General features: G+C 72.2%; 20 protein-coding genes. 4 read left to right on the forward strand and 16 right to left on the reverse strand.

Translation table 11 applies throughout. The annotated features are described in order from the left end of the window. Positions 1–88: 88 nt before the first annotated feature. From ACFV6E_RS24835 to ACFV6E_RS24855, 5 genes are all read right to left on the reverse strand, one after another. Positions 89–883, reverse strand: a complete 795-nt coding sequence (locus ACFV6E_RS24835; RefSeq protein ID WP_385464665.1) for an ABC transporter ATP-binding protein — start codon at positions 881–883, stop codon at positions 89–91. Next, a complete protein-coding gene (locus tag ACFV6E_RS24840) occupies positions 873–1,721 on the reverse strand; it encodes an ABC transporter ATP-binding protein (RefSeq protein WP_385464668.1) in 849 nt (282 codons plus the stop codon). Before ACFV6E_RS24840 ends, ACFV6E_RS24835 begins: the two co-directional genes overlap by 11 nt. 3 nt (positions 1,722–1,724) lie before the next feature. Then, positions 1,725–2,540, reverse strand: coding sequence for an ABC transporter permease (locus ACFV6E_RS24845; RefSeq protein WP_385167635.1), 816 nt, complete (start codon positions 2,538–2,540; stop codon positions 1,725–1,727). A gap of 186 nt (positions 2,541–2,726) precedes the next feature. After that, the gene (locus ACFV6E_RS24850) at positions 2,727–3,776 is read right to left on the reverse strand and encodes an ABC transporter permease (RefSeq protein ID WP_385464671.1); all 1,050 of its coding nucleotides are present in this window, start codon (positions 3,774–3,776) and stop codon (positions 2,727–2,729) included. Positions 3,777–3,803: 27 nt separating this feature from the next. After that, positions 3,804–5,423, reverse strand: coding sequence for an ABC transporter substrate-binding protein (locus ACFV6E_RS24855; RefSeq protein ID WP_385177264.1), 1,620 nt, complete (start codon positions 5,421–5,423; stop codon positions 3,804–3,806). A gap of 311 nt (positions 5,424–5,734) precedes the next feature. On the opposite strand from ACFV6E_RS24855, the gene ACFV6E_RS24860 reads away from it, so the two are divergent. Then, positions 5,735–6,310 carry a hypothetical protein gene (locus ACFV6E_RS24860; protein ID WP_385177266.1) on the forward strand — a complete coding sequence of 192 codons (576 nt, stop codon included), beginning with the start codon at positions 5,735–5,737 and terminating at the stop codon, positions 6,308–6,310. Between the two features lie 44 nt (positions 6,311–6,354). Here ACFV6E_RS24860 and ACFV6E_RS24865 read toward each other — a convergent pair whose 3' ends face one another. The 7 genes from ACFV6E_RS24865 to ACFV6E_RS24895 form a co-directional block, all read right to left on the reverse strand. Beyond that, complete coding sequence (locus ACFV6E_RS24865) at positions 6,355–7,710, reverse strand: hypothetical protein (protein ID WP_385464674.1); 1,356 nt, start codon at positions 7,708–7,710, stop codon at positions 6,355–6,357. A 120-nt stretch (positions 7,711–7,830) separates the two neighbouring features. Then, positions 7,831–8,601 carry a pentapeptide repeat-containing protein gene (locus ACFV6E_RS24870; protein WP_385177270.1) on the reverse strand — a complete coding sequence of 257 codons (771 nt, stop codon included), beginning with the start codon at positions 8,599–8,601 and terminating at the stop codon, positions 7,831–7,833. 358 nt (positions 8,602–8,959) lie between these two features. After that, positions 8,960–10,498: an acyl-CoA synthetase gene (locus ACFV6E_RS24875; protein WP_385177272.1), complete on the reverse strand. Its 1,539-nt coding sequence runs from the start codon at positions 10,496–10,498 to the stop codon at positions 8,960–8,962. 43 nt (positions 10,499–10,541) lie between these two features. Continuing rightward, positions 10,542–11,030: a (2Fe-2S)-binding protein gene (locus tag ACFV6E_RS24880; RefSeq protein WP_385464676.1), complete on the reverse strand. Its 489-nt coding sequence runs from the start codon at positions 11,028–11,030 to the stop codon at positions 10,542–10,544. A 29-nt stretch (positions 11,031–11,059) separates the two neighbouring features. Continuing rightward, the gene (locus ACFV6E_RS24885) at positions 11,060–13,381 is read right to left on the reverse strand and encodes a molybdopterin cofactor-binding domain-containing protein (RefSeq protein WP_385464679.1); all 2,322 of its coding nucleotides are present in this window, start codon (positions 13,379–13,381) and stop codon (positions 11,060–11,062) included. 165 nt (positions 13,382–13,546) lie between these two features. Beyond that, positions 13,547–14,770 carry an oxygenase MpaB family protein gene (locus ACFV6E_RS24890; RefSeq protein WP_385464682.1) on the reverse strand — a complete coding sequence of 408 codons (1,224 nt, stop codon included), beginning with the start codon at positions 14,768–14,770 and terminating at the stop codon, positions 13,547–13,549. A gap of 25 nt (positions 14,771–14,795) precedes the next feature. Continuing rightward, entirely contained in the window at positions 14,796–16,031 is a 1,236-nt protein-coding gene (locus ACFV6E_RS24895; RefSeq protein ID WP_385175119.1) for an oxygenase MpaB family protein, read from the reverse strand. A gap of 173 nt (positions 16,032–16,204) precedes the next feature. Here ACFV6E_RS24895 and ACFV6E_RS24900 point away from each other — a divergent pair, with 173 nt between their 5' ends. Then, positions 16,205–16,891 (forward strand): TetR/AcrR family transcriptional regulator, encoded by a 687-nt coding sequence (locus ACFV6E_RS24900; protein ID WP_385464685.1) that lies wholly within the window; start codon positions 16,205–16,207, stop codon positions 16,889–16,891. Between the two features lie 24 nt (positions 16,892–16,915). On the opposite strand, the gene ACFV6E_RS24905 is transcribed toward ACFV6E_RS24900, so the two are convergent. Next, entirely contained in the window at positions 16,916–17,128 is a 213-nt protein-coding gene (locus ACFV6E_RS24905) for a hypothetical protein (protein ID WP_385175125.1), read from the reverse strand. An 8-nt stretch (positions 17,129–17,136) separates the two neighbouring features. Between ACFV6E_RS24905 and ACFV6E_RS24910 the strand changes: the two genes are divergently transcribed. Further along, a complete protein-coding gene (locus tag ACFV6E_RS24910; protein WP_385464688.1) occupies positions 17,137–17,820 on the forward strand; it encodes an HAD family hydrolase in 684 nt (227 codons plus the stop codon). Positions 17,821–17,861: 41 nt separating this feature from the next. Here ACFV6E_RS24910 and ACFV6E_RS24915 read toward each other — a convergent pair whose 3' ends face one another. Further along, positions 17,862–18,014 carry a hypothetical protein gene (locus tag ACFV6E_RS24915; protein WP_385175131.1) on the reverse strand — a complete coding sequence of 51 codons (153 nt, stop codon included), beginning with the start codon at positions 18,012–18,014 and terminating at the stop codon, positions 17,862–17,864. 124 nt (positions 18,015–18,138) lie between these two features. Between ACFV6E_RS24915 and ACFV6E_RS24920 the strand changes: the two genes are divergently transcribed. Continuing rightward, on the forward strand, positions 18,139–18,879 hold the full coding sequence (locus ACFV6E_RS24920; RefSeq protein ID WP_385464713.1) for a M55 family metallopeptidase: 741 nt from the start codon (positions 18,139–18,141) through the stop codon (positions 18,877–18,879). A 42-nt stretch (positions 18,880–18,921) separates the two neighbouring features. On the opposite strand, the gene ACFV6E_RS24925 is transcribed toward ACFV6E_RS24920, so the two are convergent. Then, positions 18,922–19,356, reverse strand: a complete 435-nt coding sequence (locus ACFV6E_RS24925) for a hypothetical protein (RefSeq protein WP_385464690.1) — start codon at positions 19,354–19,356, stop codon at positions 18,922–18,924. Between the two features lie 9 nt (positions 19,357–19,365). Then, positions 19,366–19,809, reverse strand: a complete 444-nt coding sequence (locus ACFV6E_RS24930) for a glutaredoxin domain-containing protein (protein WP_385175137.1) — start codon at positions 19,807–19,809, stop codon at positions 19,366–19,368. Positions 19,810–19,863: the final 54 nt, after the last annotated feature.

Raw genomic sequence — 19,863 nt, forward strand, 5'->3', positions numbered from 1 at the left:
AGACGCCGCACGCTGATCCGACCGGGGATATGACACAGGCTCTGAACGCTGCCGCATCGAGTCGGACGACTCGGCGCCGCCTCGCCCGTCACCGACGAGGAGTACGCGGCTGCCCCGGCGGAGGCGGCGACTGCGCGTCGGTGAGCCGCGGTACGGCGTCGCGCAGCGTGCGCGTGGCGGGGTGACGGGGGTCGCGCAGGACCTCGGTGAGGTCGCCCTCCTCCACCACCCGGCCGCGGTGCAGGACGAGCACGTGCGGGCAGAGCTGTTCCACCACCGCGAGGTCGTGGGAGATCAGCAGGCAGGAGAGCCGGTGCTCGGCGCGGAGCCGGCGCAGGAGATCGAGGATGCGGGCCTGCACGGTGGTGTCCAGCGCGCTGGTGGGTTCGTCCAGGACCAGGAAGCGCGGCCGTACGGCCAGGGCCCGGGCGATGGCCGCCCGCTGGCGCTGGCCGCCGGAGAGCTGGTGCGGGAAGCGCGCGGCGTGCTCGGCGGTCAGCCCCACCTCGGCGAGCAGTTCGGTGACGCGCTCGGCCTCGGCGCCGCGCGGCACCATCCGGTGGGCGCGCAGCACCTCGGCGATCGCGGTGCCCACGCGCATCCGCGGATCGAGGGCGCCCTCGGTGTCCTGCACGACGATCTGTACGGCACGCCGGTAGGGGCGCGAGTGCCGCAGCCCGCTGATGTCGGCGCCGCCGAACCGTACGGTGCCGCTCGTCGGTGCCACCAGGCCCAGCAGGCACCGGGCCACCGTCGTCTTGCCCGAACCGCTCTCGCCGATCAGGCCCAGGCCGAACGGGCCCCCGGGCAGCGTGAGGCTCACCCCGTCCACCACGGCCGTACCGTCGTAGATCACGGTCAGTTCGCGTGCCTCAAGCGTCATCGTCCGCCCCCGTGCCGTTCCCGTCGCCGTACTCGGGCACCGGCGGTCCGCCCAGTCGAGGGGCCGCCGCGAGCAGCCGTCTCGTGTGCTCCGACCGGGGAGCGGTGACGAGGTCCGCGGCCGGCCGGTCCTCGATCACCCGCCCGTGGTGCAGGACCGCGATGCGGTCGCAGAGGCCGGCCAGCAGCGCGAGGTCGTGGCTGATGAACAGCACGGCGGTGCCGTGCGCCGTACGCAGCTCCGTCAGCAGGGCGCAGATCTGCGCCTGGGCGGTCACGTCCAGCGCGCTGGTCGGTTCGTCGGCGATCAGCAGCCGCGTCCTGAGGGCCGAGGCCAGGGCGATCGTGACGCGCTGGAGCTGCCCGCCGGAGAGCTGGTGCGGGTAGCGGTCCAGGTGTTCCGGGGGCAGTCCCGCCCGTTCCATCCCGGCATCGGCGCGCAGCCGGGCCCCGGCGCGGGTGCAGCCGTGCAGGCGGAGCGCGCGCAGCACGGTCACGCCCACCGGCAGGACCGGGCTGAAGGCGGCGGCCGGGTTCTGCGGGATCAGGGCCATGGTCGAGCCGCGCAACTGCCGCAGCCGCCGTTCCGGCGCCGACAGCAGTTCCTCGCCGGCCAGCCGGAGGCTGCCCGTCACCTGGGCGCCCGCGCGCCGGGACAGCCCCAGCACCGTCAGTCCGAGCGTCGTCTTGCCCGCGCCGCTCTCTCCCGTCAGACCGAGGAACTCGCCGTCTGCCAGACGCAGTTCGCCGACGTGCAACAGGGGCTCGGGACCGGCCGCACCGTAGCGCACGCGTACGTCGCGCAGGTGCAGCCAGGCGGTGTCACGAGGAGCGGTCATCGGTCACATCCGTGGGGCGGGGCGTGGGGCGCGCCGCGGGTCGAGGCGGTCCTGGAGCGCGTCGCCGAGGAGGAAGCACACCGCCGCGACCAGCATGATCGCCAGACCGGGGAAGGTGCCGAGCCACCAGTGGGTGGTGAAGTAGTCCTGCGACTGATCCACCATCAGGCCCCAGTCGGGGGTCGGCGGCTGCGGGCCGAGACCGAGGAAGGACAGCCCCGAGGAGACGAGCAGTACCCCGCCGACGTCGGTCGACGCCTGGACCAGCAGCGGTGTCGAGGCGTTGGGCAGGACATGGCGCAGCAGGGTGCGGCGGTGGCCGAGACCGAGCGCCCGGCACGCCTCGATGTACGGGCGTCCGGCGACCGACGCGGTCTCGCCGCGCACCAGCCGGGCGTACCACGGCCACCAGGTCACGGTGAGCGCGACGGTCAGCCCCACCGGGCCCGGCGCCAGCACGGTGGCCAGGGCCAGCGCGAGCAGCAGCGCGGGCACCGCCAGGAACACGTCGGTCAGCCGCATCAGAGCCTCGTCGATCCAGCCGCCGAAGTAGCCGGCCACCAGCCCCGTCACGGTGCCCACGACCAGCGAGACCGCCACCACGATCACGGCGACGACCGGGCCGATGCGCGCTCCGTACAGGACCCGGGAGAGCACGTCGCGGCCCAGTTCGTCGGTGCCGAACCAGTGGGCCGCGGAGGGCGGGCGCAGCATCCGGGCGGTGTCGGTGGCACCGGTCGCGTCCGCCGGGTACGGGGCGAGGAGCGGCGCGAACAGCGCGACGAGCACGACGATCACCACGCCGACGGTGGCGATCACGAGCGCCGTCCGGCCACCGCGGCCACCGCCTTTCGTCCTCGTCCGCCCGCCGCCTTCCGTCCCCCTCCGGCTGCCGCGGCGACCGCCCTCCGTCCGCGTCCGCCCGCCGCGCGTACCCCGCCACCCCCGGATCCCGCCCGTCATCCCCGCCACCCCCGGACCCCGGCCGTCATCCCCGTTCCTCCCTCACCGCAGGGTGATGCGCGGGTCGAGGGCCGCCTGCGCCAGGTCGACGGCCAGGTTCGCGGCGAGGTAGAGCAGCGCGACCAGCAGGGTCACTCCGACGACGGCCGGTACGTCGAGGGACCGCACCGCCTCGGCCGCGTACCGGCCGAGCCCCGGACAGTCGAACACCTCCTCCACCAGGAAGGTGTTGACCAGCGCGTACCCGAAGACCAGCGCGTTGAGCTGGAGCACGGGGTTCCAGGCGAGCCGCAGGGCGAAGCGGCCGAGGACGGCGCGCTCGGGGAAGCCGAGGGCGCGCACCATCTGGATGTGGGGCTCGCCCAGCGCGTCCAGCAGGCTCGCCCGCACCAGGCGGGCGATGACGGCCGCCGGGTAGGAGGCCACGACGAGGGCGGGCAGGACCAGGTGGTCGAAGAGGTCGGCCGCCGCGGCCCCGTTCCCGGTGAGGACGGCGTCGAGCAGGGGCAGGCCGGTGACGGTGGTCACCGGATGGGCGGCGAGCACCGCGCGGTCGTGACTGCCGGCGATCGGCAGCAGACCGAGCCGGCTCGCGAAGAACATCTGCAGCAGCAGCGCCAGCCAGAACGTCGGGACGGAGGCGGACAGCAGCGCGCCGGTCCGCACCAGCGCGTCGGGGGCCCGCCCGTGCCACCGCGCCGCGACGAGCCCGGCGGGGACGCCCACGACCAGTCCGGTGACCAGTCCGGCGAGCACGAGCTGCAAGGTGTTGGGCAGCAGCGCGAGTAAATCGGTCAGGACCGGGCGGTGGGTGCGTACCGACAGGCCCCAGTCGCCGCGCAGCACCCCGGTCACGTACGACGCGATCTGCGCGGCGAGTGGCCGGTCGAGCCCCAACTGGGCGCGTATCCGGGCCCGTTCCCCGGCCGAGGCGCGTGGTCCGGCCCAGACTCCGGCCGGGTCGCTGGGCACCACCCAGGCGATGAGGAAGGTCAGCACCACCACTCCGAGAGCGACCAGCGCCGCGAGGCCCAGACGGCGGGCCGCGTAACGGGCCACCGGCAGCCCGCGGCCGTTCCCGGTGCGTTCCATGTCCACCCCCGGGCTCCGTGGCGGCGGCTAGTGACGGGTGAGGTCGTGGACGAACACGACGTTGGCGTACGCCGGGTTGTCGACGAAGCCCTCGGTGTCGCTGCTCAGCGCCCGCTGGTAGGTGTTGGTGCCGAGGAACAGCTCCGGTGCGTCCTTGATGAGGATCTCCTGCATCGTGCGGTAGGTCCGCACGGCCTGTTCCGGATCCGTGGCGGTGAGCGCGCCGACCGAGTCGATGAGCCGGTCGAGCCGGGGGTTGGAGTAGTAGGCGAGGTTGTAGGAGATCTCCTTCTCGGTGCGGAACACGTTGCGGAAGTACGACAGCGGCTCGGGGTCGTCCGGCCACCACCACATGACGAAGATGTCCTGGCGGTCGTTGGGGTTCTTCTTCTTGGCGCGCGGCCACTGCGCGGACGACCAGGTCAGCCCCTCGACCCGCAGATCGATGCCGTACGGGCGCAGTTGGGCCTTCATCACGTCGCCGACGGTGCTGACGGTGCCGTAGCCCGCCGGGTAGGTCATCTCCAGTTTCATGGTGCGGCCGCTGCCCGGGCCGTACCCGGCCTCCTTGAGCAGCTTCAGGGCGAGGGCGCGGTTGTCGCCCGGCAGATCCAGGGTGGTCGTGTGCGCGAACATGCCCTTCGGGATGATGCCGTCGGAGGCCACGAGCGCGCCCCTGCTCGCGGTGATGATCTCCTTGTAGTCGAGCGCGTTGGCGATGGCCCGGCGCACCCGTATGTCGTCCAGCGGCTTCTTCTCGGTGTTCATCAGGCCGATCAGGGTCTCCCACGAGGGCCGTCGGTACACGGTGACGTCCGGCCGGTCGCGCAGTGTGTCCAGGAGCTGCGGCGGCAGGCCGCCGGCGTAGTCGGCCTCGCCCGAGTTCAGCAGCTGCGCCTCCGTGGAGGACTGCGGCACCGACTGGTAGACCACCTTCTTGTAGCGCTTGCCGTGCCACCCGCCCCAGTAGTCCTTGAAGGCGGTCAGCTGGACCTCGTTCTCGCTGCCGGGCTTCCACGAGGTGACCGTGTACGGTCCGGTGCCGCGGCCGGTGGCCCGGTAGTACCCGGGTTTGTCGGAGACCTCGTAGATGAAGGCCGCGTACGTGGCGGAGGCCACGATGTCCAGCGGCGCCGGGCGGGACAGCTCGAAGCGGACCTGCCGTTTCCCGATCGCCGTGATCTTCCGGACCGGGTCCCACACGTAGGAGGCGCTGGCCTTCAGCCTCATGGTGCGGTCGATCGCCGCCTTCACCGCCTGGGCGGTCAGCGGGTGACCCGAGTGGAACCGGACGTGGTCCCGCAGGGTGAACGTCCAGACGCGGCGGTCCTTGGACGCGGTCCACTTCGTCGCGAGTACCCCTTCGGTCCTGCGGGTGTCGGCATCGAAGCGGGTGAGGGTCTCGTACACGTTCGACAGGGCCACTACTTCATCGGAGTAGGAGCGGGCCGGATCCCACTCGGTCACCAGCCCCGTGCCGCACAGGTACACGAACGTGTCGTCACCGCCCGCCCGGTCCCCGCTGTCGCCCCCGCCGGAGCAGCCGGCCGCGAGCAGCGCCAGCGCCACGGCGCTGACCAGCCCCGCGGCGCGCGGCGACGGACGGCGGTACGGGCGCCGAGCACCCAGCAGAAGCCGCAACGACATGACCGAACCTCCCCGGACACATCGGACAGGAACGCGCGCCCCGCACCACGCGCGGCGCTGCCAGCATGCCACGCACCCACCGGAAGGGGCAGGCGCCACTTGCCCGCCTCGCGGTGCCGCCGAACGCCCCGAGGCCGCGGGTGAGGTGCCAAGGACGGTGAGGTCGGTGGCCCTGCGTCACAACCGGCCCGTGTCGACGGGCGTCTTACGGCCCGGCGATGTCAGCCGTGGGCGGAACTGTCGTTGGGGGAGGGGTCGATGGAGACCGAGCAGCGTGTGGTGAGTCGCAGTGGGTTGTTCTCCCGGTTGTTGTGGGGTCTCTCCACGAGCTGCTCCACCAGCAGGACCGCGTCGGTGACGGGCTGGGCGCCGTCCTCCAGGACCGCGAGATGTCCCGGCTGCCCAAGCCGCAGCGCCCCCCGGTCACCCTCACCGGGCTCGACTACCTCGTGGCCGTCGAGACGGTGCTCGCCGAGCCCGCCGAGCGGCTGCTGCACGACCTGCACCGCATCCGGCAGCTGCTCGACGAGGAACTGCGCCCGGCGCTCGCCACCCTGGAGACGTCCGCGCCCGCCCGCCACTTCGGTGTCGACACCGTCGCCCAGGACCTCATCGACGACCTCGCCCAGGGCTGCGACCAGGCCGACGCGCTGGCGCGGACGGTCGCCGAGGTCGAGCGGGCGAGCAGCGACTTCATCGGAGCGGACCTCAGCGGCGCCAAGCTCGACGGCGTGCTCCTCGAGGGCATCCTGTGGGACGACACCACCGTGTGGCCGGAGGACTGGGAGTCCCTCATCCGGCGCGCCTCACTGCCGTCCAGCGAGGAGCAGGGCGTCCTCGTCGTCTCCGCCGAACCCTCCGGGACCGTGCTGCACGCCGAGGCGTGAGCGCTCTCCGCCGGCCGCCGGGCGCCGAACCGGCCGCCGGGGCCCTACAACCGGGCCTCCACCCGCCAGCCCGTCACGAGCTCCGTCACCAGTTCCGGCCAGCGTGCCGCGAGGCGCTCGCGGGCGATGCGGTCCTCCAGCGACGACCCGACGACGGTCCGGGTCCACGCCGGCCGCTCGCGCAGCAGGCGCCGGTACGCGGGGAGGGTGTCGCCGGTGATGTACTGCCAGCGGCGGGCGCGGTCCGCGATGTTGAAGGCCGGCAGCGGCGTGATCAGCCGGACGGAGGTCACGCCGGGCTCCGTGGCGACGGTCAGGGGCGCGTACTGAGCGGGCGTACGCGCGCCGGGCACGGACACGCTGCCCGCCAGGGTGATGGCGTAGGTGACGAGGCCGCCGACGGGGCCGAGACGGGCACGCATCCGGTCCCACTGACCGGCGATGATCTGGTTCTGCTCCCGCGACAGCAACTGCGTGTTGGCGGCGTCGACGTCCTGCGGACGGTGTCCGGCGATGCCGTGCCAGGAGGCGGCCGCGGCCGCGTCGATCAGTCCGGCCGACCGCATCTCGTCGGTGGCGGCCGTGCCCCCGTACAGGTACGCGGCGTGCATGGCGGCCTGGTCCATGAAGATGTGCTTCTGCATGGCCAGGAGCCGCGCGGCGAACCAGCCCAGTTCCAGGTCGGTGAGTCCGGTGCCGTCGCGTGCCAGGTCCCGTACCTCGGCGGGGAGCCGGTCCCGCGCCTCGGGCGGCTGGGCGGCGATCCGGCCTGCCAGGAGCCGGGCGAGGTCCGGCACCATGTCGAGGTCCATGAAGCCCGCCGCGAACGACGGCCCGGCCAGGTTGGCCATCCCCGCCCAGCGCAGCTCGGGGTGTCGCAGGAACAGCGCGCCGTAGTAGGCGTACACGGCCACGACCGTACGCCGGTTGGCCTCGACGCCGCGGTCCGGTGCCCATCCGGTGAGCTCGATGCCCGCGTCGTCGGCCGCTCTGACCACCCAGTACTGCCACAGCAGCGCGCGGTAGCGGGAGGGCGCGACGTGGGCGGCGCGGACGGCGTCCAGCGCCGCGCGCAGCGTCCCTGCGTCCGTGGGCAGCGCGGGGTGCACACCACCGGCGCGCTCGCCGTCCCCGTTGACCAGGGGCAGGTCGAGACAGCGCCGCACGGGCCCCGGGTCCGTGACGCCCTCCGCGGCGCGGACCGCCCCGTCGGAGCGCGGCGGGGCGGCGGCGGCCGGCACGGCCTGCGCGGTGCTCGCCAGGACGGCGAGGGCGAGCCCTGCGAGGGCCGCGTTCCTGCCGCGTCCGGGGCCCGCCCGGTCAACGGGTCCGCCGCTCACGGGCTTCGGCTTCGGCGTGGTCGTCGTCGGCGGCGGCGGAGTGTCATCGGTACGTCGCATATGCAGCTCAACGCGCGGTCACGGCCGACGACACGAGCGATCTCGACGGGCCGGCGAAGTCGGAGAGCAGTGTCGGCGGGGATCGCACCGGCCGGGCGTGGGCGGGAGCGGCCGGTCGGCTCAAGTGCGGTCGGGTGACGGGGTACGCGAGGTCTGCGGGGCCGGGCTCGACGTGATGTCGGGCAGGTCCCCTTCGGGCCGGTGGACCCCGGTCAGGACCGTGTCCTTCCACGTGGTCCCGGTCAGGTTCGCGCGGTCCAGCCTCGCGCCGGTCAGGTCGGCCCTGTCCAGGTCCGCGTCCGTGAGATCCGCTCCCCGCAGGTCGGTCCGCTCGACGACCGCCCCGGTCAGATCGGCACCGCTCAGATTCGCGTCGCCCAGCACCGCCGACTCCAGGTTCGCACCGGAGAGGTCGGCCTTCGCCAAGTCACCGCCGGTGAGGACCGCTTCGCGCAGATCCGCCCTGGACAGGTCCACGCCGGTCAGGTCCAGCTCCCGCAGACGGACCCCTCTCAGGTCGACGACGGCGTTCGCGTCGTGGGCGGAGTCGCGGTTGCCGAGCGTGTAGAGCGCGGCCTGGACATCGGGGGCCTTCTCCGCGGTCACCGACTTCTTGGTGGCGCGGTCCCGGATGTACTTGGACAGCATGTCGATCACGGCGGGCTGCGTGCGCGGGGAGTCGGCCATGATGCTTTGCAGGGAGTAGATGGCGCCCCTGCGGACGTCGACGGACGGGTTGACGAGCTTTTCCACCGCCGCGTCGTACCGGTCGGCGATCTGTCCCTGTTCCGAGATGCTCAGCTCGTCGGACGCCTGGTCGATGGAGATCCAGGTGAAGATCAGGGCGGCGACCGCCGCCAGTCCCGGAAGCGTCGTCGTGAAGAGATGCACCCAGTGCGGCGAGCCTCCCGCCTCCTCGGCGGGACCGTGAGGGGACGGGCGGAAAGGGGATACGCGGACGGCGGACCGTTCCGGTGCCCCGCGGCGGTGTCCCGGGCGCCGGGGTCCCAGGGGCGATCGCGTCCGCCCGCGCCCGCCCTGGCGTTCCGTACGTTCCCGGCGGTCCCGTATGCGATGAAGCTGCCGGCTGCGGGCTCCCGCACGAGGCGTCCCTCTACTCATGATCGCTATTGGAGCGCACGAGGACGGGCGGGCGAAAGGGTGCGGTCAGCGAGGACCGGTCAGGCAATTCCTCGCCAGTGCCGGTCGCCGCCCCGCCCGCTCAGGCCGCGCGCCGGCCCCCGCCCCCTCAGGCCGGGCGCCGGTAGCGGTCGGTGAGGGTGCGTTTGACCAGCTTTCCGGTCGGTGTGCGGGGCAGGGTGTCGACGAAGTCCACGCTGCGCGGCGCCTTGTAGTGGGCGATGCGGTCCCGCACGTAGGCGATCAGCTCACGTTCCAGCTTCCGGCCCGGCCGCACGCCGGGCGCGGTGGCCACCACGGCCTTCACCTGCTCGCCCATCTCCGCGTCCGGCACCCCGATCACCGCCACGTCCGACAGCTTCGGGTGCAGGGCCAGTACGTTCTCGATCTCCTGCGGGTAGATGTTGACGCCGCCGGAGATGATGACGAAGTCCTGCCGGTCCGTCAGGAACAGGTAGCCGTCATCGTCGACATGGCCGACGTCACCGGTGGTCGCCCAGTTCGGGTGGTCCGGGTGCTGCGCCCGGCGGGTGCGCTCCGGGTCGCCGTGGTACAGGAACGGCAGCTCGTCCCGTTCGAAGTAGACCGTCCCGACCCGGCCCGGCGGCAGCTCCCGGCCGTCCGCTCCGCAGATCCGTACGGTGCCGAGGCGCGCCCGCCCGACCGAGCCCGGCTTGCGCAGCCATTCGTCGCTGTCGATGAACGTGGCCCCGATGCCCTCGGTGGCCGCGTAGTACTCGTGGACGATCGGCCCCCACCAGTCGATCATCGCCCGCTTGACGTCCACGGGGCAGGGTGCGGCGGCGTGCACCGCGACCCGCAGCGAGGACAGGTCGTGTGCGGCCCGCACCTCGGCGGGCAGTTTCAGAGCCCGTACGAACATGGTCGGCACCCACTGGGTGTGCGTGACCCGGTACTGCTCGACGGCGGCGAGGGCCCGCTCGGCGTCGAAGCGCCGCAGCATCACCACGGTCCCGCCGTACGCGTGCACCACGCCGCCGAAGCGCAGCGGCGCGGCGTGGTAGAGCGGGGCGGGCGAGAGGTAGACGGTGTCCGGACCGAACCCGTAGAGCGGGCCGAACAGCGCGGCCGTGATGTCGCCCGGCTCGTGCACCTGGCGGTCCGGCAGCGGGCTCTTGATGCCCTTGGGCCGCCCGGTGGTGCCGGACGAGTAGAGCATGTCGGCGCCGCGGGGCTGCTCCGGCGGCGGCTCGGGGGAGGCGGCGGCCAGTGCCTGTGCGTAGGAGCCGTGTTGTGCCACGTCGCCGCCGAAGGCGAGGCGCAGCGTGACGCCGGGTGTGTCCGGCACCACCGCTTCGGCCGGCCGGCGCAGGGCCGCGGAGGCGACCAGGGCGCGGGCCCCGCAGTCGTTGATCACGTAGGCCACCTCGGCCGGTGCGAGGTGGCAGTTGACCGCGGTGATGTACAGGCCGGAGCGCAGGGCCGCCCAGTACACCTCGAACACCTCGACGGCGTTGTCCGCGAGGACGGCCAGCACGTCGCCGCGGCGCAGCCCGGCCGTGCGCAGGGCGTCGGCCAGCCGGACGGAGTTCTCCTCCAGCGCGCCGTAGGTCAGCGTCCGCCCGGTCTCCGCGAGGACGACGGCGGGCTTGCCGGGGGACGTGCGGGCATGGGTTCCCGGATACACGGGCTGCCTCCTTGGCGAAGCGGTCTCCTGGGCACGGCGGTGGTCATTGCGCCGCCTTCATCGCGGCGGCGCCGGCTCTGATGGCCTCGCGGATGCGGAAGTACGTGCCGCAGCGGCAGATGTTGCGGATGCCGTCGAGGTCGGCGTCGGTGATGTCGCGGCCTTCCTCCGCCGCCCGGCGTGCGACGGCGACGGCCGCCATGATCTGGCCCGGCTGGCAGTAGCCGCACTGGGCCACGTCGTGGTCGAGCCACGCCTGCTGCATCGGGTGCAGGTCCCCGTCCGCCGTAGCCGCGAGCCCTTCGATAGTGGTGACCTCGTCGGTCGGTCGCAGGTTCCCCACCGGGATCGCGCAGGGGTTGACGGCCTTGCCGTTGACGTGACTGGTGCATGCCTTGCAGACGTTGATGCCGCAGCCGTACTTGGGCCCGGTGACGCCCAGGATGTCGCGCAGCACCCACAACAGCCTTACGTCGTCCGGGACTTCGACGGTGACCTGCTCGCCGTTGAGCCGGAAGGTGTGTTCGGGCACAGGAACTCCGTGGGTCGGTGGCCGGATGGTCAGTAGGCGTGGTCCAGGCCGTCCGTCGGGGACTGGGGGACGGGCGGGACGGTCGGCTTGGGCTCGAAGGAGAGCGTGCCGTGGTTGACCGGGAAGGTGGTCGGCATGGTGCCGGTGGCGCGGCCGTAGGCGCAGGCGACCGCGGCCATCGAGGCGGCGACGCCCAGCTCACCGGCGCCGCCGGGCTTTCCCGTGGTGGCCGGCATGACGATGATCCGCAGTTCGGGCGGGGTGTTCCACTGCCGGGTGTAGAAATAGTTGTCCCAGCTCGCCTCCAGGAAGCAGCCGTCGCGCAGGTGGAGGCTGGAGGTGAGGGTCTGGGCGATGCCGTCCATCAGGCAGCCCGTCATCTGTGCCTCCAGGCCGCGTGGGTTGACGGTGAGGCCGACGTCCACGGCGAGTACGGCCTTGGTGACCCGCGGTCCGGTCACTCCGTCGCGGACCGGCCGGTTCACCGTCTCCGGGCGGCAGTCGATCTCCACGAGCACCGCGCTGGTGGAGTGGTACTCGGAGTGCAGGGCGATGCCCTGTGCCGTGCCGTCCGGCATCGGCCGGCCCCAGTCCCCGGCCTCGGCGACCTTGTCGAGAACGGCCGCCGTCCGCTCGTCCCTGATCAGGTCGCGCCGGAACCGGTAGGCGTCCTTGCCCGTCTTCGACGCCAGCCGGTCGATCATGAGTTCGCGGGCGCAGGTGACGTCGGGGGAGTAGACGTTGCGCATGCTGCCCGTGTTGAAGCCCTTGTCGGTCTCGTTCAGCAGCCGGCTGCTGACGCCGACGTCGTACGGCATCGACTGCGAGAGCTGGAAGAAGGTCTCGGAGAAACCGAGGTCGGCCACCGGCAGCCGTGCGGCGAGGGCGGTGAAGATCTCGCCGAAGCCGTGGCTGAGGTCGGTGGCCACGCTGGTGTGCCGCTGTGTGTAGCCGAGGACGGTGCCGCCGAGGTGGGCGATGCGGACCCGGGACGTGGCCATGGGGTGGACGCGTCCCTGACGTGCGTCGTCAGCGCGGTGCCACATGAGCTTGACGGGCTTGCCCATCGCCTGGGAAATCTCGACGGCCTCCAGCGCGGCGTCGAAGAAGAGCTTGCGGCCGAAGGAGCCGCCGCCCTCGGTGACGTGCACGGTGACCGCGTCGAGCGGCAGCCCGAGCTTCGCGGCGATCATCTCCTTGGCGACGATCGGTGCTTTGAGACTGGACCAGATCTCCGCGCGGTCAGGGCGTACGTCGGCGATGGCGCAGTTGGTCTCCAGCGCGCTGTTGCCGCGGAAGTGGAAGGTGAACGTGGCCTCAACGCTCGGGGTCAACGGCGGCAGTCCCATGGGCAGTTCGGCGGCACGCAGCTCCTCGCGCACGGTCACGTCGGACTTGCCCTCCGCGGTACCGGGCCGCCACGACACCCGCAGCGCGCGTACGGCGTCGATGCACTGGCCGAAGGTCCGGGCGCGCACGGCCACGCCGGTGGGGATCACGGCGATGTCGGTGACGCCCGGCATGGCGCGTACGTCGTCGGCGTTGGCCACCGAACCGACCGTGCCGTTGAGCGTCGGCGGACGGCACACCATGGCCGGGGCGGCGCCGGGCACGGCGAGGTCCATCGCGAACTTCTTGCGCCCGGTGACCGCGTCGAGCGCGTCGATACGGCCGCGCGGTGTGCCGATGACGCTGAACTGGTCCGCCGGTTTGAGTTCGGCGGTGACCTGTTGCGTCCGCGGGCTCGCGGCCTTCTCGGCGAGGGCGCCGATGGTGACGCTGCGGCCCGCCGGGCCGGTGATCACCCCTGCCTTGACGGTGAGTTCGGTGACGGCGGCGCCGAGTTCGATCGCCGCGGCCCAAAGCAGCCGTCCGCGGGCGACGGCGGCGGCGACCCGGACGGGGGCGTAGGTGGCGATGGTGGTGTTGGAGGCGCCGGTGAGCTGGTTGAACAGGAGTTCCGGCCGTGCGTCGGCCAGGGCGACCCGCACCCGCTCGAGCGGTATGTCCATCTCCTCGGCGATCAGCATGGCCGTCGAGGTGGTGATGCCCTGCCCCACCTCGGCACGTGGCAGGGCGAAGGAGACCGTGCCGTCGGGGTGGACCTGGACGGTGATCAGCCCTGAGGTGGGCAGGGCGGCCGCGGTCATCACGTCGTTGAGGTCGGCCAGTTCGGTGATGTCGGCCGAGGGCAGGCCGGTCGGGGGGACGGCGGCGTCGGACGGTGGGGCGGGTACGAGTTCGGCGGCGGTCACCAGGGTCGGTGCGGCCAGGACGTAGCCGAGGAAGCGGCGTCTGCCCAGGCCGGGGCCGTCGGCGGGCGGCTCGGTGCGGTGTCGTCGTCGTTCCATGGGTGCGGCTCGGCTCCGGAGGGTGGGGGGAGGAGGGGCGGCTCATGGTGCCGGTGTGCGGGCCGGGCGGCCGGGAGCGGCGGGGAAGTCGCCGCCCCCGGCGCGGACGGCACCCGTACGGGATGGGGCGCCGGGTGCCGTTCAGGTGTGCGCGCGGGGGTCGGGTCAGGACGGGCGGTTGGTGTCCGGAAGGTCGATGGCGATCTGCTGCCCCTCGGAGAGGAAGAGCAGCACGAACTTACGCAGCGCCTCCTCCAGGGTCCAGGCGACCGCCGGAATACCGGGGAACGGAATCAGCCCTTCGCGGAAGGCCACCAGAAGGGGCCAGGCGGTCGCGATCAGCGGCTCCAGGACGGGTTCCCTGGACAGGCCGATCATGTCGCCGACCCGGTCGCTGAGCGTGTACCGGGAGAAGGCGCTGATCAGGGGCCGGGTCAGACCGGCGTCGATTTCGGCCACGATGCCGAGCAGGACGTCGGCCAGGGCCTCGCCCTCGGCCGTGTGGGCCAGGATCGGATCGAGGACCTGCTGCGACTGGGCGTTGGCCGCGTCCCAGCTCACGGGGATGTACTCGTCGCTGACGCCGAGCATGGACGCGCTGACCTGCCACACGTGCAGATACGCGGTGGCGTCGGCGGTGCTGACCCGGACACCCCAGTCTTTCAGCTTGCGCATGACAAACGTGGCCAGGCTGTGCCAGGTCACCAGGATGTCGGCCTGGCTGATCGGGATCGTCTGGCCGCCGTTGGTCTGCTCCCAGGACGGTGACCGGGGCAGCAGATGCCGCACCGCCGCGTGCACCATCCGGGTCTTCACGGCGGTCACGATCATCGACCCCTGCGGCTGGTACGCGTCCAGGTCCCCGATGTCGTACCCGAGCCGCGCCGTCTTGGCGACGCGGTCCTTCATGTCGGCGCCGCCCTTGGAGTAGTACACGGCGCGCGACTCCCGGGGGATGGCGGTGCTCATCAGCCCGCTGCCGAGCCCGTACAGGGCGCCGACGTAGATCCCCTTGGTCTTGCTGAACCGGGCGCCGCGGTCGAGCTGCGCCCGGTCCGCCCAGGACGGCAGCCGGCGGGCGTTCTCCATGAACTCCCGTAAGTCCGCGGGCAGTCCGTCGGGCAGCGGCTGGTCGTTGCGGGTCCACTGCCGCAGCAGTTCGTTGACCCTGGGTACGTCGCCGCGGTCGAGCACGGCGGCGAGCACCGGGTCGGCCTCCTCGTCCCACACCCATTCGGGGTCGACGCCGGCTCCGGCACCGGCCACCGACGCGCTCGCCGGCCACGTCCACAGGGAGCGGGCGGCGGCCGGTGATGCCGCGCCGATCGCTCCGGCGGCGCCGAGGGCTCCGCCCGCGAACAGCATCCTGCGTCTGCTGAGTCCGTCCATTGCTCGGTGCTCCTTTCCGCCCGCGTCAGCCGGCGGCGGGTCGGTTGGTGTCGGGGATCTCGATCCGGGTGCCCTTGCCCTTGGTGAGGTAGAAGAGGATGTACTGACGTGCCGCTTCGTCGATCGTCCAGGCGAGCGGAGGAACCAGGGGAAGCGGGATGAGCTTCTCCCGGAAGGCGACCAGCTTGGGCCAGAGCGCCTCGATCGTCTTCCCCCAGAAGGGCTCCTGGGGAATGCGGTCCATGTCGGCGACCCGGTCACCGACCAGGTAGCGGGCGAGCGCGTCGACCAGCGGGCGGTCCACGCCGCCGGGGCTGGTCTGTTCGGCGAGCTGGCCCAGCAGGATGTCGGTGAGCTCGACGCCTTCCCGGGTGGAGGTCAGGACCGGGTCGAGGACCTGCTCGGACTGGGCCTCGGCCGCCTGCCAGCTCGCGGGGATGTACTCGTCGCGGACCCCGAGCAGGTGCGCGGTCACCTGCCACACGTGCAGGTAGGCCGCCGACTCGGCCGCCGTCACCGGGACCTGCCACTCCAGCAGCTTCCGCATGGCGTACGTGGCCAGGCTGTGCCAGGTGACCAGGATGTCGGCCTGGCTGATCGGGACCGTCTGGCCGTTGCTGACCTGCTTCCATCCCGGCGACTGCGGCAGCAGGTGCCGCACCGCCGCGTGCACCATCCGGGTCTTGACCGCCTGCACGACGACGTCGCCGTCGGCCCGGTACGCGTTCAGGTCGCCGACGGCGAAGCCCAGCAGACTCGTCTTGGCGACCCGGTCCTCCATGTCGGCGCCGCCCTTGGAGTAGTAGACGGAGCGCGCCTCCCGGGGGATGGCGGTGCTCAGCATGCCGCCGCCCACGCCGTTGAGCAGGTTCAGATAGAAGCCGCGGCTCTCGTTGAACGAGGCGGCGGTCTCCAGCTTCGCCCGGTCCGCCCAGGACGGCAGCCGGCTCGCCCCGGCCATGAAGTCCCGTACATCCTGCGGGAGTCCGGCCGGCGGCGCCTGGTCGTTGCGGGTCCAGGCGCGCAACTGCTCGTTGACCCTGGGCACATCACCCCGGTCGATCACGTCGGCGATCAGCCGGTCGACCTCGTCGTCCCACACCCACTCGGGGTCGGCGCCCGCGCCGGCGCCCGCCACCGACGCGCTCGGCGACCACGTCCACAGGGAGCGGGCGCTCGCCGGTGACGCCGCGCTCAGCGCCCCGGCGGCGCCCAGGGCCCCGCCCGCGAACAACATCCTGCGCCTGCTGAGTCCGTCCATCGCGCTGAACTCCTCCTTGAGTCCAAGTCCGTTGCTCTCGCGGCTCCTTGGCCTGTCCTTCGGCCTGTCCGTCAACTGCTGATACGGTGAAACAAGTTTAGGTACTCTGTTTCACCAGGGGAGCACAAAGGAGTCGTGAACGCCAGAGGCTTCACGGAAACAGGGAGGCGCGTGTGGAACCTGTCCCAGCGGGCCGCACCGGTCCCGCCGGCCCGCCGTCCGTGCTGGCCCTCGCCTTCAGCGACGCGACGGAGGGCGCCGACCCGGACGACGAGGTGTCCACGCGGCTGCTGGACGCCGCGTTCGACCAGTTCTGCCGCATGGGCATCAAGCGGTCCGCCATGGCGGACGTGGCACGGCTCGCGGGCGTCTCACGGATCACCCTCTACCGCCGGTTCGCCACCAAGGAGGCACTGGTCGAGCAGGTCGTCCGCCGCGAGTTCCGGCGCTACTTCGAGCAGTTCATCATCGACATCGGACACGCCGAGACCGTCGCCGACCGCGTCGAGCAGGGCTTCGTGAGCTCCCTGCGCGCCCTGCGCCACAACCGTCTCATCGGCGGACTCATGGCCGTCGAACCGGACGCCGTCGTGCCGTCCGTGACCGGCGACGGCGGCCGGACCCTGCACGTGGTGCAGCAGTTCCTCGCCGAACGGCTCCGCCGGGAGCAGCGGGGCGGCCATGTCGCGGCCGACGTGGACGTGGACGTCGTGGCCGAGATGATGGCCCGCGTCTGCACGTCGTTCCTGGTCGTCCCCAGTCACGTCGTCGACCTGGACGACGAGGAGCGGTTGCGCGCGGTGGCCCGGCAGTTCCTCGTCCCGATGCTGGGACCGCCCTGCTCGGCGGGCGGCGCCTGAGGCCCGTCTCGCTTACGGGCGCGGTCACTTGCTCACACGTCGCTCGCCGTCGCGGCAGGTCCGGGCGCCGGCGGTCACCTCGTCCAGCACGGCGAGATCGACTTCCTCGGCACCCTGCTCACTGAGCGAGCGGCGGGCCGCGCGCCGGCGCAGCTCGAACTGTTTGTCCGCGTCGTGCGCCCCGCGGGCGCGGTCCAAGTGCGCCAGGACGCCGGGATCGCCTCGTACGTGATCCACTGCCGACCATGCCCTTGATGCTGCTGGACCTCGACAACACCCTGGTCGACCGCGACGCCGCGTTCCGTGACGCTGTCACCGCGTTCCTCGCCGAACACCGCCTGCCCGCCGCCGACATCACCTGGGTGATGGCCGTCGACGCCGGCGGCTACACGGCCCGCCACGAGGTCGCCGCGGCGATGACCGGCCGTTACGGGGACAGGGTGCCCGCGACGGCCGTCCACGCCCTGCTCGAACAGGGCGCCGCCGACCGCGTCGAGCTGACGGCCCCCACCCGTGAGGCCCTGCACGCGGCTCGCGCCGACGGCTGGACCAGCGTGATCGTCACCAACGGCCGCACGTCCCAGCAGGAAGCCAAGATCCGCCATACCGGACTCGACCGGATCGTGGACGGTTGGGTGATCTCGGAGGCGGTCGGTCACAAGAAACCCGGACCGGAGATCTTCCACGCGGCAGCGGACGCCGTCGGAACGCCCCTCCCCGGCGCGTGGGTCATCGGCGATTCCCCGCAGGCCGACATCGCCGGCGCGAACGCGCTCGGCCTGCGCAGCGTGTGGGTGTCCAACGGGAAGCCATGGACGCAGGACGCCTACCGGCCCACTCATGCCACCGGGAACGCCGCGGCCGCGGTGCGCTACATCGTGACTCGGCAGGCGGCGGAAGCCCGGGCGAGGGCCGGCGCGGGTGACTGACTGACGGGCGCTACGAGGGGGCGAGAGCGCGTCCCGGTGGGTTACGCAGGCTGTCGGGCCGCCTCGGTGACCTGGGCGAACAGGGTGAGGAGTCGGCCGTGGAGCGGAGCGGGGGCGGCGAGGATGCTCGTGGCTCCCGCCCGCCAGGGGGCGCCCTCGGCGTCGGTGACGTACAAGCCGGCCTCGGTCGCCACGAGGGCGCCGCCGAGGAGGTTGGCGTCGTCGCGCCCGTACTCCCAGAACGCGTCGATACGTCCCGCCGCGGTGTCCGTGAGCGATGTCCAGCCCGGCGGGCGGGACTACGAACGCGGCCGGGTCATGATGACGGAGGACGTGAACGCCGCGGTCCGTGGCGCCCTCACCGCCGGCGCCACCTCCGTCACCGTCAACGACGCACATGGACCCATGCGCAACCTCCTTCCCGACAGCCTGCATCCGGCCGCCCGCCTGATCCGCGGAAAGCCCAAGAACATGACCATGCTCGAAGGCCTCGACGCCACGTACGACGCTGTGCTCTGCATCGGTTTCCACTCCCGCGCGGGCACCCTGGGCGTGCTCAGCCACAGCTTAATGGGCCACGAGATCGAGGACATGTGGCTGGACGACCGGCCGGTGGGCGAGATCGGACTCGCCCATGCCACCGCCGCTGCGCTCGGAGTCCCCGTCGTCATGCTTTCCGGTGACGACACCGCCTGCGCGGAGATGACCGCGTGGGATCCCACCGTCACCTGTGTCGCCGTCAAGAAGGCGGGGAACCGGTTCAGCGCCGTGCTGTCCCCTGTCGGCGAGGCCCGGCAGGCGATCGAGAAGGCGGTCGTCGACCGTCTCACCGCCACCACTGCCGCCACCGCCGCCCGTGTTCCTTCGCCCGGTACGTCCACGCTCACCGTCCGCTGGCAGTCGGCGTCGGTCGCCTCCACACTGCTCGGCATCCCCGGTGTCACCTCGTCCGACAGCCGCACCGTGCAGGCCGGCGGTAACCTGCCCGATCTGTACCGGCTCTTCGGCGTCTGGATGCGTGTGGCCACAGCGCTCACCAACCAGGCGCCGTATTGCTGAGTCGACACCGAAGCCGGAGCCGGAGCCGGACCCCGAAGCTCGCTACAGCTCGTAGTCCTGTGCCAGTTCGTCCCAGGGGAGGTCGCGGAGACCGTGCGGGTCGTCGGGGTCGTCCGACGGGACGTGCGAAGTGGACTGGAACCAGACGACGGTGAGGGCGGAGCGGTACAGGACCGGGTCGTGGTCGGGGGCGACCACTGCCGACCGGAAGGCACCGATGCAGGCGACGGCGGGCAGCACCTCGACGGGGCCGAACGCGCCTCCGGTCTCGTCCGGGTACTCACGGGTGGGCGGAACGAGATATACCGGAGTGGTCGGGAAGGCGCGCTCGGCGGTCCGCAGGAAACCACTCACCTTCATGTCGTTGACCACCTTGCACGGATAGCCCTCCAGCATCCCGCCGTAGGTCGAGGAGAGCCGCAGCTCGGAGAGCTCGACGGTACGACCGGACGTGAGAACTATGCGGCTCAGGGACATGCCCACACCCTACGCACCGGCGGTACGGGGAAGTTGCTCGCGCACCCACGCGGGGTCAGGGTTGACGTGCGGGCGGCCCGCCACGACGACGGTCGGCACGGTCTCGTTGCCGTCGTTGGCCTCCCTCACCACGGCCGCACCGGCCGGGTCGCGCCAGATGTCGACCCAGTACGCCTGCCGGGCGCGGCGGCCCAAGCGGAAGCGCAGCCGGATGCAGTACTTGCAGCCCGGCCGCCAGAAGACGACCGGCCGCCCGTCGACCGCGGCACGGCGCTGCGCCTCCTGCGCCCCGACCGGCTTCGGGAAGACCAGAGAAGAGTGCACGCCCGCGATCAGCACGAACACCACCAGCAGCACCGCGGCTACGCCGAAGGCCCCGGTGAAAGCCTGCCCGGCCGCGAGGGCCAGACCGCAGAGCACATACAGGACCGGCAGAAACCAACGACGCGTCATGAACACGAAGACTACCGACGACCGGAACGGTGTCCGCGCCTGCACTGAGGAGGA

It is taken from the genome of Streptomyces sp. NPDC059785 (assembly GCF_042732375.1).
Classification (GTDB): domain Bacteria; phylum Actinomycetota; class Actinomycetes; order Streptomycetales; family Streptomycetaceae; genus Streptomyces.

Coding starts and splice junctions, on each gene's coding strand:
- ACFV6E_RS24835 (WP_385464665.1), bottom strand. CDS start 883: ATGACGCTTGAGGCACGCGAACTGACCGTGATCTACGACGGTACGGCC.
- ACFV6E_RS24840 (WP_385464668.1), bottom strand. CDS start 1,721: ATGACCGCTCCTCGTGACACCGCCTGGCTGCACCTGCGCGACGTACGC.
- ACFV6E_RS24850 (WP_385464671.1), bottom strand. CDS start 3,776: ATGGAACGCACCGGGAACGGCCGCGGGCTGCCGGTGGCCCGTTACGCG.
- ACFV6E_RS24855 (WP_385177264.1), bottom strand. CDS start 5,423: ATGTCGTTGCGGCTTCTGCTGGGTGCTCGGCGCCCGTACCGCCGTCCG.
- ACFV6E_RS24865 (WP_385464674.1), bottom strand. CDS start 7,710: ATGCGACGTACCGATGACACTCCGCCGCCGCCGACGACGACCACGCCG.
- ACFV6E_RS24885 (WP_385464679.1), bottom strand. CDS start 13,381: ATGGAACGACGACGACACCGCACCGAGCCGCCCGCCGACGGCCCCGGC.
- ACFV6E_RS24890 (WP_385464682.1), bottom strand. CDS start 14,770: ATGGACGGACTCAGCAGACGCAGGATGCTGTTCGCGGGCGGAGCCCTC.
- ACFV6E_RS24895 (WP_385175119.1), bottom strand. CDS start 16,031: ATGGACGGACTCAGCAGGCGCAGGATGTTGTTCGCGGGCGGGGCCCTG.
- ACFV6E_RS24910 (WP_385464688.1), top strand. CDS start 17,137: ATGCCCTTGATGCTGCTGGACCTCGACAACACCCTGGTCGACCGCGAC.
- ACFV6E_RS24920 (WP_385464713.1), top strand. CDS start 18,139: ATGATGACGGAGGACGTGAACGCCGCGGTCCGTGGCGCCCTCACCGCC.
- ACFV6E_RS24925 (WP_385464690.1), bottom strand. CDS start 19,356: ATGTCCCTGAGCCGCATAGTTCTCACGTCCGGTCGTACCGTCGAGCTC.
- ACFV6E_RS24930 (WP_385175137.1), bottom strand. CDS start 19,809: ATGACGCGTCGTTGGTTTCTGCCGGTCCTGTATGTGCTCTGCGGTCTG.